Source organism: Paraburkholderia sp. (genome assembly GCF_035948235.1).
GTDB lineage: Bacteria > Pseudomonadota > Gammaproteobacteria > Burkholderiales > Burkholderiaceae > Paraburkholderia.
The window spans coordinates 1-15,151 of the sequence record NZ_DASZJJ010000104.1 but is presented as its reverse complement, the minus strand read 5'-3'; the positions used below and the strand labels follow the sequence as shown (position 1 = coordinate 15,151).

10 protein-coding genes are annotated in these 15,151 nt (G+C 64.3%); 5 read left to right on the top strand and 5 right to left on the bottom strand.

Features of this window, described 5'->3' with window-relative positions; all coding sequences use genetic code 11:
- Positions 1–123 precede the first annotated feature (123 nt).
- Positions 124–2,829: a DNA mismatch repair protein MutS gene (gene mutS, locus VG320_RS08810; RefSeq protein WP_327199735.1), complete on the top strand. Its 2,706-nt coding sequence runs from the start codon at positions 124–126 to the stop codon at positions 2,827–2,829.
- A 55-nt stretch (positions 2,830–2,884) separates the two neighbouring features.
- On the top strand, positions 2,885–4,156 hold the full coding sequence (locus VG320_RS08805) for a hypothetical protein (RefSeq protein ID WP_327199734.1): 1,272 nt from the start codon (positions 2,885–2,887) through the stop codon (positions 4,154–4,156).
- A gap of 57 nt (positions 4,157–4,213) precedes the next feature.
- Here the strand turns inward: VG320_RS08805 and VG320_RS08800 are convergent, their stop codons facing one another.
- Positions 4,214–4,759: a peptidylprolyl isomerase gene (locus VG320_RS08800; RefSeq protein ID WP_327199733.1), complete on the bottom strand. Its 546-nt coding sequence runs from the start codon at positions 4,757–4,759 to the stop codon at positions 4,214–4,216.
- A 32-nt stretch (positions 4,760–4,791) separates the two neighbouring features.
- Between VG320_RS08800 and VG320_RS08795 the strand changes: the two genes are divergently transcribed.
- Both VG320_RS08795 and VG320_RS08790 read left to right on the top strand, forming a co-directional pair.
- The gene (locus tag VG320_RS08795) at positions 4,792–6,039 is read left to right on the top strand and encodes a cupin domain-containing protein (protein WP_327199732.1); all 1,248 of its coding nucleotides are present in this window, start codon (positions 4,792–4,794) and stop codon (positions 6,037–6,039) included.
- A gap of 232 nt (positions 6,040–6,271) precedes the next feature.
- Positions 6,272–6,547: a hypothetical protein gene (locus VG320_RS08790; protein WP_103703960.1), complete on the top strand. Its 276-nt coding sequence runs from the start codon at positions 6,272–6,274 to the stop codon at positions 6,545–6,547.
- A gap of 246 nt (positions 6,548–6,793) precedes the next feature.
- On the opposite strand, the gene VG320_RS08785 is transcribed toward VG320_RS08790, so the two are convergent.
- The 3 genes from VG320_RS08785 to VG320_RS08775 all read right to left on the bottom strand — a co-directional run bounded on the left by VG320_RS08785 (position 6,794) and on the right by VG320_RS08775 (position 10,326).
- Positions 6,794–9,061, bottom strand: coding sequence for an ATP-dependent DNA helicase (locus VG320_RS08785; protein WP_327199731.1), 2,268 nt, complete (start codon positions 9,059–9,061; stop codon positions 6,794–6,796).
- A gap of 75 nt (positions 9,062–9,136) precedes the next feature.
- Positions 9,137–9,370 carry a DUF465 domain-containing protein gene (locus VG320_RS08780; RefSeq protein WP_103704113.1) on the bottom strand — a complete coding sequence of 78 codons (234 nt, stop codon included), beginning with the start codon at positions 9,368–9,370 and terminating at the stop codon, positions 9,137–9,139.
- 110 nt (positions 9,371–9,480) lie between these two features.
- Entirely contained in the window at positions 9,481–10,326 is an 846-nt protein-coding gene (locus tag VG320_RS08775; RefSeq protein ID WP_327199730.1) for a colicin transporter, read from the bottom strand.
- Between the two features lie 342 nt (positions 10,327–10,668).
- On the opposite strand from VG320_RS08775, the gene VG320_RS08770 reads away from it, so the two are divergent.
- The gene (locus VG320_RS08770; protein WP_327199729.1) at positions 10,669–13,020 is read left to right on the top strand and encodes a Tex family protein; all 2,352 of its coding nucleotides are present in this window, start codon (positions 10,669–10,671) and stop codon (positions 13,018–13,020) included.
- 109 nt (positions 13,021–13,129) lie between these two features.
- On the opposite strand, the gene VG320_RS08765 is transcribed toward VG320_RS08770, so the two are convergent.
- On the bottom strand, positions 13,130–15,016 hold the full coding sequence (locus VG320_RS08765; protein WP_327199728.1) for a potassium transporter Kup: 1,887 nt from the start codon (positions 15,014–15,016) through the stop codon (positions 13,130–13,132).
- Positions 15,017–15,151 lie beyond the last annotated feature (135 nt).

Genomic DNA, 15,151 nt, shown 5'->3' with positions numbered 1-15,151 from the left:
CAATCTGGCGCGCATTACTACGCTATCCCGTGCGGATTTGCACGCCGCCTGGCCATCTGGCCAGGTTCACATGCCCCCGGCGCGGGTTACACTCACGCCCTGAACCTTAGCAAGACACCGAGGATGGCTACACACACCGCCAGCGCCGGCGACATCGCGCAACACACCCCCATGATGCAGCAGTACCTGCGCATCAAAGCCGAACATCCGGACACGCTGGTGTTCTACCGGATGGGCGACTTCTATGAGCTGTTCTTCGGCGACGCCGAGAAAGCCGCGCGCCTGCTCGATCTGACACTCACGCAACGCGGCGCATCGGCCGGCAATCCGATCAAGATGGCGGGCATTCCGCATCACGCCTGCGAGGGCTATCTCGCCAAGCTCGTGAAGCTGGGCGAATCCGTCGCGATCTGCGAACAGATCGGCGATCCGGCCACGTCCAAGGGCCCGGTCGAGCGCAAGGTCGTGCGCGTGGTCACGCCCGGCACGCTCACCGACGCCGCCCTGCTCTCCGACAAGAACGACGTCTACCTGATGGCGGTCTGCCCCGGTCACAACCGGCGCGGTGTGGCCGTCAACGTGGGCCTCGCATGGCTGAATCTGGCGAGCGGCGCACTGCGTCTGGCCGAAGTCGCGCCCGAGCAGGTCGCCACGGCCTTCGAGCGCATTCGTCCCGCCGAAGTGCTGGTCGCGGACATGCCTACGGAATCGTCGGGCTGGGCACCGCCTGCGGGTGTGGGCGCGCTCACGCGCGTGCCCGCGTGGCACTTCGATCTCGCCTCGGGCAAGCAACGCCTGTGCGATCAGATGGACGTCGCAAGCCTCGATGGTTTCGGCGCACAGACGCTCACGAGCGCCTGCGGTGCGGCCGGTGCGCTGCTGCTTTACGCAGCCGCCACGCAAGGCCAGCAGTTGCGTCACGTACGCAGCCTCAAGGTCGAGGCGGAATCCGAATACATTGGCCTGGATCCGGCCACGCGCCGCAATCTCGAACTTACGGAGACGCTGCGCGGCACCGAATCGCCCACGCTGTGCTCGCTGCTCGATACCTGCAGCACGACCATGGGCAGCCGTCTGCTGCGTCACTGGCTTCATCATCCGCCGCGCGACGCGGGCATCGCACAGACGCGCCAGCAGGCCATCGGCGCGCTGCTCGATGCGCCGCCGCCCGCGAGCGTCGATGCGCTGCGCGGCGCCTTGCGCCAGATTGCGGACGTCGAACGCATCACGGGGCGCCTGGCGTTGCTCTCCGCGCGCCCGCGCGATCTTTCGAGCCTGCGCGACACGTTCGCCGCACTGCCCACGCTGCGCGAACAGGTCGCGGCGGCGGGTGGCGCATCTGCGTCGCTGGCGCGCATCGTCGATGCAATGGAGCCGCCGGTGGAATGCGCCGATCTGCTGCAACGCGCCGTCGCGCCCGAACCCGCCGCGATGATCCGCGACGGCGGCGTGATCGCGCGCGGCTATGACGCGGAACTCGACGAACTGCGCGACATGTCCGAGAACTGCGGCCAGTTCCTGATCGATCTGGAAGCGCGCGAGCGTGCGCGCACCGGCATTGGCAATCTGCGCGTCGAGTACAACAAGGTGCATGGCTTCTATATCGAAGTCACGCGCGGCCAGACCGACAAGGTGCCCGACGACTATCGCCGCCGTCAGACGCTCAAGAACGCAGAACGCTACATCACGCCGGAGCTGAAGACCTTCGAGGACAAGGCGCTGTCCGCGCAGGAACGTGCGCTGGCGCGCGAGAAAGGGCTGTACGACGCGCTGCTGCAAGCGCTGCTGCCCTTCATCGCCGACTGTCAGCGCGTGGCCGCAGCGCTTGCGGAACTCGACCTGCTCGCCGCTTTCGCCGAACGCGCGCGCGCCCTCGACTGGAATGCGCCGGAGTTTTCAGAGGCGCCCGGCATCGAAATCGAACAGGGTCGCCATCCTGTGGTGGAAGCGCAGGTCGAGCAGTTCATCGCCAACGACTGTTCGCTGCACGCCGACCGCAAGCTGTTGCTCATCACCGGCCCGAACATGGGCGGTAAATCGACGTTCATGCGCCAGACCGCGCTGATTGCGCTGCTGGCCTATGTGGGCAGCTACGTGCCCGCGCGACGCGCGCGTTTTGGCCCGATCGACCGCATTTTCACGCGCATTGGCGCGGCCGACGATCTCGCGGGCGGGCGTTCGACCTTCATGGTCGAAATGACCGAAGCCGCTGCGATTCTCAACGACGCCACACCGCAAAGCCTCGTGCTGATGGATGAGATCGGGCGCGGCACCTCGACCTTCGACGGCCTTGCGCTCGCATGGGCCATCGCGCGGCATCTGCTGTCCAGCAACGGCTGCCATACGCTGTTCGCGACGCACTACTTCGAACTCACGCAACTGCCCGCGGAATTCGCGCAGGCGGCCAACGTGCATCTGTCGGCGGTCGAGCATGGGCACGGCATCGTGTTCCTGCACTCGGTCAGCGAAGGGCCCGCGAACCAGAGTTACGGCCTGCAGGTCGCGCAGCTCGCGGGCGTGCCGAATGCCGTGATCCGCGCGGCGCGCAAGCATCTCGTGCATCTGGAGCAGCTGTCGGCGGGGCAGCCTACGCCGCAACTCGATCTGTTTGCGGCACCGGCTTCGTCAATGGCATCGGTCGAAGATTTCGACGACATGGCTACGCAGCCTTATGCGGAAGACGCGCCATCGTTGCCCGAAGACCCCGCCGCCGCACTCGTCGCCGAACGCCTGCGCGCGCTCGACCCCAACGAGTTGCGCCCGCGCGAAGCGCTCGACCTCCTGTACGAACTGCATGAGCTGGCGAATTCGCCGGACTCCAAACGCTAAGCGTCGCCCCGCGACGCCGCCGCGGCCATCCCAACATGGCCGCGGCGGCTTTGCTTTGCGCGCGCTCGCCGGGCTCATCGCGTTGTCTGTGGTGGGCGTACCCGGCCTTGCGTTAGCGGCCAAGGCACAATCGTCGCCTCCCCCGCTCTGGCGCTACGCATTCGCCGTGGTGGCCAACGTCGTCACCGAACCCGGCGACGAAACCGCACTGCAACGCCTGGTGGATGCCATTGGGCGCGATCCGCAAATCTCCTTTCTCGTCTACGACGGCAATCTCAAAGGTCCGCGCGAATCGTGCGTCGATCATCTTTACGAGCGGCGCCGCGATCTGCTTGAAGCGTCGCGCGCGCCCGTCGTGTTCGTGCCGGGACAGCGTGACTGGATCACCTGCGGGACCAGCGGCGCGGGCGGCTACGATCCGGTCGAGCGGCTGGATTTTCTGCGCCAGAACTTTTACGGCGACGCCAATGCGCTCGGCGAAACGCCGCTTGCGCTCACACGCGAGAGCGAAGTCTCGCGCTTTCGCCCTTATCGCGAAAACGTGCGCTGGCAGGTTGGCGATACGGTGTTCGTCACGCTCAACGTGCCCAACGGCAACAACCACTTCCTGACCGCGGGCGGGCGCAATGGCGAGTTCGAGGACCGCGTGATCGCCAACGGTTTCTGGCTCGACCACGCGGCGGAATTCGCGCGTCGGCGCAACGCACGCGCCATCGTCATCTTCATGCAGGCCGATGCCTTGCCCGATCGCGACGACCGTTCGGATCGCTTCGCGTGGCTGCGTTTTCATCGCGCGCCGCGTGATGGTTATGCGGAATTGCGTCGTAGCCTCGTGAAGCTCGCGGATAGTTTTCGCGGACCGATCATCGTCGTGCATCCGGACGAAGCAAAACTTGCGCGCGGCTTCACGATCGACCAGCCGTTGCGCAACGAAAAAGGAATCAGGATTGCTAACGTAACGCGCGTGGCGTTCTCGCTGCGCGACCCGCTCACGCAATGGCTGCAGATCGATGCCGACATGGCGCGCAACACGCCGCTGCGCGTGAGCGTGCACGACGTGCCGAAGCACTTGCCCTTGCTGCCGCCGCAGCAGCAACCCATATCGCCCGAAATGCCGGAGATATCGTCGATGCCCGACGTGACAGAGATTCCTGGGATGCAGCAGGCGCCGGATCTCAATGCAGCGAGTGCGGCAAGCGGAAGTGGTGAGGCGATGGGTGGGTCGACCGTGCCGGGATCGGGCGCACCGCAAACGCTTGCGCCGCCGCGACCGCTGATGCCGCCGCCGTGGATTCAGCAGTCCACGCCCACGGCGCCTTCAAACTGATCGCTCAATAAAAAACGCCGGTCCCGGAAAACCCGGGCCGGCGTATCGTCCTGCTGTTTAGTGCAGGGTCGGCTTCGAATCTTCTTCGTCGCCGTCTTCGTCTTCGTCCTCATCGGCGATTTCGAGACCGTCCGCGCCGTGCGCGTGCTCATGCTCGATTTCGTCTTCGGTTGCCTGACGCACTTCCTTGACGGTCAGCGAGAAGCGCAGCGCCATGCCCGCGAGCGGGTGGTTGCCGTCGAGCACGACCTTGTCTTCCGCCACATCCGTGACGGTGTAGATGAGCGAGTCGAGATCCTCGTCGCCCTCTTCGGGCGTGCCTTCGAACTGCATGCCGACTTCGAGCGGCTCCGGAAAGCGGCCGCGCGGCTCGATCTTCACGAGTTCGGGATCGTATTCGCCAAATGCGTCTACCGGCTCAAGCTGGATCTGGGTCTCGAAGCCCGGCTCCTTGCCGTCCAGCACTTCCTCGATCTTGGGGAACGTGCCATCATAGCCGCCGTGCAGATAGACCATCGGCTCGTCGCTTTCCTCGATCAGATTGCCCTGCGCATCCGATAGCTTGTAAGCGACCGACACGACGGTGTCCTTTGCGATTTTCATTCGATTCTCCAGATTACAGACCACATTATACGATGCCCAAGCGGTCCCCTGACCACCCGGAGGACGCCCGCAAGCGGCGCGCCTCGCCTTCCCTGGCATGTCCTGCACCTGATACGCCCACGCCGCTGCTTGGCGGCCTGAGTCCGGCGCAGTTCATGAAGAAATACTGGCAGAAAAAGCCATTGTTGATCCGCCAGGCGATACCCGGCATCGAGGCACCGCTCTCGCGCGACGAACTCTTCGCGCTGGCCGACAACGACGATGTCGAGTCGCGCCTCATCACGCATTTCCGCAAGCGCTGGGCGCTCGAACACGGCCCGTTCGCCGAAGACGAACTGCCGACGCCAAAGACGCGCCAGTGGACCCTGCTCGTGCAAGGCGCCGATCTTCACGACGATCGCGCCCGCGCGCTGCTCGAACGCTTCCGCTTTGCACCCGATGCGCGTCTGGACGATCTGATGATCTCCTACGCGAGCGACGGCGGCGGCGTAGGCCCGCATTTCGACTCCTACGACGTGTTTCTGCTTCAGGTGCATGGCAAGCGGCGCTGGCGCATCGGCGCGCAGCGCGATCTGTCGTTGCAGGAAGGATTGCCGCTCAAGGTGCTCGCGAACTTCGAGCCGGAAGAGGAATGGGTGCTGGAGCCGGGCGACATGCTGTACCTGCCGCCTCACATCGCGCACGACGGCGTGGCCGAAGGCGAGTGCATGACGTGCTCGATTGGCTTTCGTTCGCCTTCCACCGACGAACTCACCAGCCAGTTTCTCTACTGGCTCGCGGAACGCGGCGCGGACAAGGCATCGGCGGGTGGATCGACGGGCAGTCCCACGCTTTATCGCGACCCCGATCAGCCCGCTGTGTCGCATCCTGCACAACTGCCCCCGGCACTTGTGGAGCGCGTCTCGTCGGTGCTTGCTAAAGTGCGCTGGAACGACGCGGATGTATCGTCGTTCGTGGGCTCCTGGCTTTCAGAACCGAAATCCAATGTGGTGTTCGACGCCCCCGAAAAACCCCTCGACGAGGCCCGTTTTGTTGCGCGCGCCGCGAAAAGCGGGATAACACTCGACCGCAGGACAATCCTGCTTTACGATGCGCGGTCGTATTACCTCAACGGGGAACAGTACTTGCTCAAAGAAGCAAGGAAGTGGCTGCCGGCATTGGCCGATAACCGCTTGCTGGATGGGAAACGCTTTGTAACACTCTCACACGATTCGAGTGTGACAGTGTTGCTACACGAGTGGTATTGTGCGGGCTGGATACGGCTGGGGGCGCTTGCCTAAGCGCTTCGGGCTGTTATACCGTACTAATATAGTGCTTGTATGAGAAAGACAACGTATTGTCCCCGGATTTGTCGACGGTCGATACGAAAGTGCCTATAATTTCCGCCCAGGCCGTAGGGAAGATTCACGCTCTTGCAGTGCATCTCCACCAGCGGCTCAAGGTCGGTGTTGGGGCACATTACCGGTATTATTTTGCGCTGTTGCTTACCTTTAACCATAAAAGGACGTGATCATGAAGAAATCCCTCCTCGTAGCATCCCTGCTGGCAGCTGTTGCACTGGCTGCATGCAACAAGAGCAGCGACCAAGCTGCTGCGCCGGCTAGCGATGCGACCGCTGCTTCGGCACCGGCTGCTGCTGCTTCGGATTCCGCAGCTGCTGCTTCGGGCGCTGCTGCTGCTGCGAGCGACGCTGCTGCTTCGGCTACGGCTGCTGCTTCGGACGCTGGCGCTGCTGCTTCGGACGCAGCTGCTTCGGCTGCTGCTCCGGCATCGGGCGCAAGCCAGTAAGCTGCATTCGCACGTTGCCCGTGCGAGGCCCAGGCTTCTGCGGGTATCGGAGCGAACCGTCGTGCAGCCTGACAACATTGTCAGACGCTCGACGGGCACAAAAAAGCCACGAACGCAAGTTCGTGGCTTTTTTGTTTGTTGCGTCGAAATCGAAATCGTCGCTAGATAAAGATGGATTTCATGCCTGACACATGCAACGCAAATGCAACTCGCATGTAACCCATCTCTACGATCTGCAAGCGTGTATTACGCGTCCTGCTGCGCCTCTTCCTCTCCCGAGAAAAACGCCTGCACGACTTCTATTTCGCGCGTGCGCCTGAACGGCGGCAGGCTTTGCCAGATACGCCGGCCATAAGGTTTGTCGACCAGACGCGTATCGCAGATCATCAGCACGCCGCGATCGGTTTCCGCACGAATCAGACGCCCCGCGCCCTGCTTGAGCGTAATGACGGCCTGCGGCAACTGGTGGACCGCAAACGGGCTCAAGCCCTTCTTCGTGAGCGCGTCGAGTCGTGCGGCCAGCACGGGATCGTCGGGCGGCGCAAACGGCAGCTTGTCGATGACGACGAGCGACAAGGCGTCGCCTCGCACGTCCACGCCTTCCCAGAAGCTCTGGCTACCCACCAGGATCGCGTTGCCATAGGCACGGAAGCGTTCCAGCAATTCCGTGCGGCTCGCGTCGCCCTGCACGAGCAAAGGCGTGTTCCAGCCACGCGATTCGATCGTCTCGCGCAGCCGGTCGGCGATCTTGTTGACTGCGCGCAGCGTCGTGCAAAGCATGAACACACCACCGCCCGATGCTTCGATGGCCGGCAACGCGGCATCGAACACGGCATCGGTGAATTGCGGCGAGGACGGCTGCGGCATATTGCGCGGCACGTAGAGCAAGCCCTGCTGCGGATAATCGAACGGGCTCGGCAAGGTCATCGAGCGGCGCGAACTCAGGCCCATCTGCGCCGCATAGTGCGTGAAGTCGCCGCGCACCGACAACGTCGCCGACGTGAAGATCCACGTGCGCGGCACACCGGCGCGCTGCTTCGCAAAAATCGGCGCGACGGACAGCGGCGTCTCGTGCAGTTGCACCGTATGCGAAAACACTTCGACCCAGCGGACTTTCTCGTCATCGGCGGGATGGCGGGCTTCATCACCCTCGCCTTCACGCTCGCGCTTGTTGTCGCTGGCCACGACTTCCGCCGCGGCGCCCGGCACCGTCCAGCCGTTGAGCACGCCCTGCAGTTCGCGTGCGCGACGCAAACACGCGCCTAGCGATTCCGCACGCTCGGCCTGGCCCGCAAGCGCATTGGCCAGCGTGCCAAGTTCGGTCTGCAAGGCATCGAGCGAATCGAACAGCGGATGATCGTCCGGCAACTGCGTGATTGACACGCGCAGCGAATCTTCCTTGAATGCGAGCCGCACATCGCGCGCGGCGCGCTCAAGGCCTGCGCCGAGCTTGACCCACTCGACCGCATCACGCGCATGACTCAAACCTTCCGCGACGCAATCGCGCGCGAGTTCGAGAAACTGCGTAGTCGACAGCGTCTCGCCGAAGAACAGCGTGGCCGTTTCGGGCAACTGGTGCGCTTCGTCGAAGATGATGGTGTTCGCGCTTGGCAGCAGCTCGGCCATGCCGGTGTCGCGCAGCATGATATCGGCGAAAAACAGATGGTGATTCACCACCACGATGTCGGCCTGCTGCGCTTCGCGGCGCGCCTGCATCACGAAGCAGTCCTTGTAATTCGGACACTCCTGGCCGATGCAGTTATCGCGCGTGGACGTGACCATCGACCACACCGCGGCCGTTTCCGGCACGCTCGCGAGTTCGGCCTTGTCGCCCGAGCGCGTGATCTTGGCGAAGCGGATGATTTCCTGCAGATACGCCGTCTCCTGACGCGACGGCAAGCGACCGTTGTCCGCCGTGCGCTGCAGGTAGTAGTGGCACAGGTAGTTCGAGCGGCCCTTGAGCATCGCGATGCTGACCGGCACGGCGAGCGCGTCGCGCACCGTCGGGATATCGCGGGCGAATAGCTGATCCTGAAGGTGCTTGGTGCCCGTGGAGACGATCACCTTGCCGCCCCACAGCATGGCCGGCACAAGGTACGCATAGGTCTTGCCGGTGCCCGTGCCGGCCTCGACGATCAGGGTGTTGTCGCCGGATTCGGCGGCGGCGCTGGCAACGCTCCCGGCTTCATCGGCCTGTGCCGCGACGGGTGCGCCGCGCTCCAGTCGCCGCGCCGGACGCGATTGCAGCTCGAAAGCGGCCGGCTCGGCCTGCGCCTGGGCGGCGGCTTCCATGGCAGCCGCCACGGCGCGCGCCATCTCGATCTGCGCGGCGCGCGGACGATAGCCGTCGATCTCGCGTGCGAGCAGCCCGTCGGCGGCGAACAGGGATTCGAGCTCGGCGCCGCGGCGCGTGCTCAGGGTGGGCGCAGACGCCGTCTGCGCGGCGCGCGCGTCACTGTTCCGCGCGCTATCGTCGCGCGCAGAACCGGATCGGGAAACGGTCGTTGAATTCAAGGCAAGCGGTTCCTGCTCGGACTTCGGAGCGCGGCCCGACTGCTGCCGCGCCCCGGCGCCTGCCGGGACCCGAAGTCAGGCGTGCCCGTTCGAAGTCTTCGGTAAATCGGGGTCCAGCTGCAATTGCAGCAAGATGATGTTGTCTTTCAGCTTGAGCTTGCGCCTCTTCAGCTTCTGCAGCTCGAGATCGTCGAAGTCCGACGTCTCGCACATCCGCTCGATCACACGGTCAAGATCGCCGTGTTCCGATTCCAGTTGCAGAATGCGGTCACGAAGGACCTCGCTCTTGACTTCACGTTGCTCGCGCATGCTCGCCTCCTCGTCATGAACGGCGTGCGCCTTGCGAAGGGTCACACGCCTGAGGTTGCTGTCTGGCTGAAAAAGCGTGGTGTTACGGGTACTGCCCGGGGATCCTGCTGTTACTGCCCTTGCTGTTGCTGCTGCTTGAGCTGCTGTTGCTGCTGTTGTTCCTGCTGCTGCTTTTGCTGTTGCTGCTGCTGGGCCTTCTCGGCGGCCTGCTTCTGGCGCGCTTCGACATCGGCCTTGTGCTTTGCTGCTTCGTCCTGCTTCTGCTGGAAGCGCTGGGCCTTGTCGGCGCGTTCCTGGGCCTTTTGCTGGCCTTCGGCGCGGGCTTGATCCAGTTGCTTCTGGTAGTCCGACTGCTTCTTGTCGTAGGCGGCCTGATTGGCCGAGCGCTGCGACTGCGCCTGGGCGCCTTCACGTTGCGCCTGATCCAGCGCGTGCTGACGCTGCTTGTCCTGGAACGCCTGCTCGTTCGCCGCGCGCTGTGGCGCTTCCGCCTGGCGCTGCGCCTTATCCAGCTCGTGCTGGCGCTGCTTGTCCTCGAAGGACTTCGCGCTCGCGGCTTCGTTGGCGGCGCGCTGCGGCGCGTCGGCCTGATCGCGCGCGCGTTGCAACGCGGCCTGCTCATCGCGGCGACGTGCGTTGTCGGCACGCTGCTCTTCGTCGAGCGCCAGTTGCTGCTGGCGAATGTCCGCCTGCACCACGCGCATCGAGTCGCGCGCCTTGCCAAGGCAGTGATTCACGAAAAACGTGTCGTAGCAGTTATGCTGCGCCACGCCGTACTCATAGTTGTTTTCCGCCGAGCGCCGGTCGAGCACCTTCTGGCGCGCAGCGAAATCGTTCTGGACCGCGTTTTCCTGTGCGCCTGACGCGGCACTCGAAGCACCGAGCGGAACCAACGCCCCGGCAGCCGGGCGCGCGCCTTGCGCGTCACTTGCCGTTGCATCGAATCCGGAAACCATCCCAGGGGCTGCTGCCTCCTGCGCAAGGGCCGGAACACTCGCCGTAGCCAGCAAGGCAACGGCACAAGCCGCCGCGCGGGCGGTGGTCTGCCATGCTGCGCCTTCGCGCGCACGGGACCGGACAGATAACAAGCGGGATGGGTTCAACGTCTTCTGAGGGCAGCGGAACATGCCGCAAATTCTAACACCCCCCGGGTTGAGCGCCCCGCCATTTATGGCAAAATGCCCCGCTCCACTGGCCGGCGGGCGCGCCTTCGCGGACCTGTCCCGCCGGTCGCCGCGCCGGTTGCCGGAACTCCAATCCGGACCGCAAACCGATCCTCGCAGGAATTTTCAGACCCTATGACGGAAACCGTAGCACTCAAGATCGTCCAGCGTATCGCCAGCGAACTGACCGTTCAGCCGCGTCAGGTGGCGGCCGCCGTCCAGCTTCTCGACGAAGGAGCGACCGTTCCGTTTATCGCCCGCTACCGCAAGGAAGTCACGGGCAATCTCGACGATACGCAACTGCGCACGCTCGAGGAGCGGCTGATCTATCTGCGCGAACTCGAAGAGCGCCGCGCCGCGATCCTCGCGAGCATCGACGAGCAAGGCAAGCTCACCGACGAGCTGCGCACTGCCATCGAGACCGCTGACAGCAAGCAGGTCCTCGAAGACCTCTATTTGCCCTACAAGCCCAAGCGCCGCACGCGCGCGCAGATCGCTCGCGAAGCCGGCCTGCAGCCGCTCGCCGACGCCCTGCTCGCGAACCCGCTGCTCGACCCGCAGACGGAAGCCGCGCAATACGTCGACGCCGAAAAGGGCGTGGCCGACGTGAAGGCCGCCCTCGACGGCGCGCGTGACATTCTCTCGGAACAGTTCGGCGAAACCGCGGAACTGCTGGGCAAGCTGCGCGACTGGCTGCATAACCAGGGCGTGGTGATGTCGAGCGTGGTAGAAGGCAAGGAGAACGAGGAAGGCGAGAAGTTCCGCGACTACTACGACTACTCCGAAACCATCAAGACCGTGCCGTCGCACCGCGCGCTCGCCCTCTTCCGCGGCCGTAACGCCGGCGTGCTGATGGTGAAGCTCGGTCTGGGCGGCGAACTGGATACGCTCACGCCGCATCCGGGCGAAGGCCATATCGCGCGCCACTTCAACATCGCCAATCAGGGCCGTCCCGCCGACAAGTGGCTCTCGGACGTGTGCCGCTGGTGCTGGCGCGTCAAGGTGCAGCCGCATCTCGAAAACGAACTGCTGACCAATCTGCGCGAGCAGGCCGAAGGCGAAGCGATCCGCGTGTTCGCACGCAACCTCAAGGATCTGCTGCTGGCAGCGCCTGCCGGCCCGAAGGCCGTGATCGGCCTCGACCCGGGTCTGCGCACGGGCGTGAAGGTGGCCGTGGTCGATCGCACCGGCAAGGTACTGGCGACCGACACGATCTACCCGCACGAACCGCGCCGCGACTGGGACGGCTCGCTCGCGAAGCTCGCACGCATCGCCGCGCAGACGCAGGCCGAGCTCATCAGCATCGGCAACGGCACGGCTTCGCGCGAGACCGACAAGCTCGCCAGCGAGCTGATCTCGAAGCACCCGGAGCTGAAGCTGCAAAAGATCGTGGTGTCCGAAGCGGGCGCATCGGTTTATTCGGCGTCCGAACTGGCGGCGAAGGAATTCCCGGAAATGGACGTGTCGCTGCGCGGCGCCGTGTCGATCGCGCGCCGCCTGCAGGACCCGCTCGCCGAACTCGTGAAGATCGAGCCGAAGGCGATCGGCGTGGGCCAGTATCAGCACGACGTGAACCAGCGCGAACTCGCGCGCTCGCTCGATGCGGTCGTCGAGGACTGCGTGAACGCCGTGGGCGTCGATGCGAACACGGCGTCAGTCGCGCTGCTCGCGCGCGTGTCGGGTCTGAATTCGACGCTCGCACGCAATATCGTCGATTACCGCGACGCCAATGGTCCTTTCCCCTCGCGCGAGCATCTGAAGAAGGTGCCGCGTCTGGGCGACAAGACCTTCGAGCAGGCCGCCGGCTTCCTGCGCATCAACAGCGGCGAGAATCCGCTCGATCGCTCGTCGGTGCACCCGGAAGCGTATCCGGTCGTGGAGCGCATGCTCGCGAAGATCAAGCGCGCCATCGGCGACGTGCTGGGCAATCGCGAGGCGCTCTCGGGTCTCGCGCCCACGGAATTCGTCGACGAACGCTTCGGGCTGCCGACCGTGCGTGACATTCTCAGCGAACTCGAAAAACCGGGCCGCGATCCGCGCCCCGAGTTCAAGACCGCGACTTTCCGCGATGGCGTCGAGAAGGTCTCGGACCTCGTGCCGGGCATGGTACTCGAAGGCGTCGTGACCAACGTGGCCGCGTTTGGCGCGTTCGTCGACGTGGGCGTGCATCAGGACGGACTCGTGCACGTTTCGGCGCTGTCGACCAAGTTCATCAAGGACCCGCACGAAGTCGTCAAGGCCGGTCAGGTCGTGAAGGTCAAGGTGCTCGACGTCGACGTGAAGCGTCAGCGTATTGCCCTGACGATGCGCATGGACGACGATCCGGCAAGCGCCGCGCAGCGTAGCGGCGGCGCGGGCGGCGGCAATCGTGATCGTGGCGACCGCAACGATCGCGGCGGCAATGCCAATCGTGGTGGCGGTCAGCGTTCGCGCGATGCGGAACCGGCTGGCGCGATGGCGGCGGCGTTCGCAAAGCTCAAGCGGTAACTGTCGTATCGTGCGCGTGAGCCTTCTTCGGCTCACGTTGCATGCGCAACAAAAAAGGCGCCCCAGGGCGCCTTTTTTACGTCCGGCTCCGGCTCACGCCGGAACCACTTCAAATCTCGATCTTCGTCCCCAGCTCCACCACGCGGTTGGCGGGAATGCTGAAAAAGTCGGTCGGCTTCGCGGCGTTCTGGTGCATCCACGCGAAGATGCGTTCGCGGAAAATCGACATGCCGGGCAACTGCGTCGGCACCACGGTTTCGCGCGCGAGGAAGAACGACGTGTCCATCATTTCGAACGACAGGCCCTGCGCGCGGCCCACCTCTTCGAGCACCGCCTTCACGTCCGGCGTCTCGTTGAAGCCGTAATCGGCCTTCACGAGATACAGCCCACCGCCGATGTCGCGCACGACCACGCGCTCCGCATTCGGCACATAGGGAATGTCGCGGATCTTGAACGTGAGGAAGATCGTGCGCTCGTGCAGCACCTTGTTGTGCTTGAGGTTGTGCAGCAGGCTCACCGGCACGAGCGTGTCGCTGCCCGTGAGATAGATGGCCGTGCCCGAGACGCGATGCGGCGGATGCGCCAGCAGCCCCTGCAGGAACGGCATGAGCGGGATACCGTCGGCCGCCGTGCGCTCCTTGACGATCATGCGCCCCTTGAACCACGTCATCAGCAGGAAGAACAGTAGCGCGCCAATGCCCAGCGGCAACCAGCCACCTTCTTCGACCTTCAGCAGGTTCGCGCCGAAGAAGCCCAGATCGACGGCCAGCAGCACCGTGATGATGCAGGCCACCAGCGCCCGGTTCCACTTCCAGACCTTGGTCATCACGACGGCGACCAGCACCGTGGTGATCACCATCGTCGCGGTCACGGCAATACCGTACGCGGCGGCGAGATTGTCCGAGCTTTTGAACGCCACCACGATGCACAGAATGATGAACAGCAGCATCCAGTTCACCACCGGCACATAGATCTGGCCGATGGCGAGATCCGACGTGTGCAACACCTTCATGCGCGGCACGTAGCCGAGCAGAATGGCCTGACTCGTGAGCGAATAGGCACCCGAAATCACGGCCTGCGAAGCAATCACGGTCGCGACCGTCGAGAGCACGACGAGCGGCAGCAGCGCCCAGTCCGGCGCGAGCAGGAAGAACGGGTTTTCGATCGCGCTATGGTCCTGCATCAGCAGCGCGCCCTGGCCAAAGTAGTTGAGCACGAGCGAAGGCATCACGAGCGTGTACCACGCGCAGCGGATCGGCTTGGCGCCGAAGTGGCCCATGTCCGCGTAGAGCGCTTCCGCGCCAGTCAGCACCAGCACGACCGAGCCGAGCACCACGTAGGCCTGCAGCAGATGCGCGCCCATGAAGGTGACGGCGTAGTACGGATTGAGCGCGGCGATCACGCCCGGCTGCTGCACGATGCGGGCGACACCCAGCACGGCAATGGTCACGAACCACAGCACCATGATCGGCCCGAACAGGCGGCCAACGAGCGAGGTGCCGTGGCGCTGGATCCAGAACAGCGCGATCAGGATCACCATGGTGATCGGCAGCACCAGATGCGTGAGCTTGGGCGCGGCGAGTTCGAGGCCTTCGACCGCCGACATCACGGAGATCGCCGGCGTAATCACGGCGTCGCCATAGAACATGCAGGCACCGAAGATACCCAGCGCGGTGAGCACCACGGCCGCCTTGCTCCTGCGATCGAACGAGCGCATTGCGAGCGCCATGAGCGCGAGCACGCCGCCTTCGCCGTTATTGTCGGCGCGCATCACGAGGAGCACGTACTTGATGCTGACGACAATCACGATCGCCCAGAACAGCAGCGAAATGACGCCGAGGATGGAAGTGTCGTTAAGCGGAATGCCGTGGGCGGGGCTGAACGCCTCTTTGAGGGAGTACAGCGGACTCGTGCCGATGTCGCCGAACACCACGCCGATAGCCGCTACGGCGAGTGAGGGTAGCGGCTGTTTGGCCACGTGCGTGTTAGTTGTCATATACGCGGAGATCCGTTTGAGGCGGAAAAAACGAGCGCTATTCTAAACCGGCTTGGGGGCGGAACCCAGAGGCGTTGCTGGATGTTCGTTGCTGCATTGCGACTGATCCGGTCCCCGCGCAGTTTAGCATTCGCG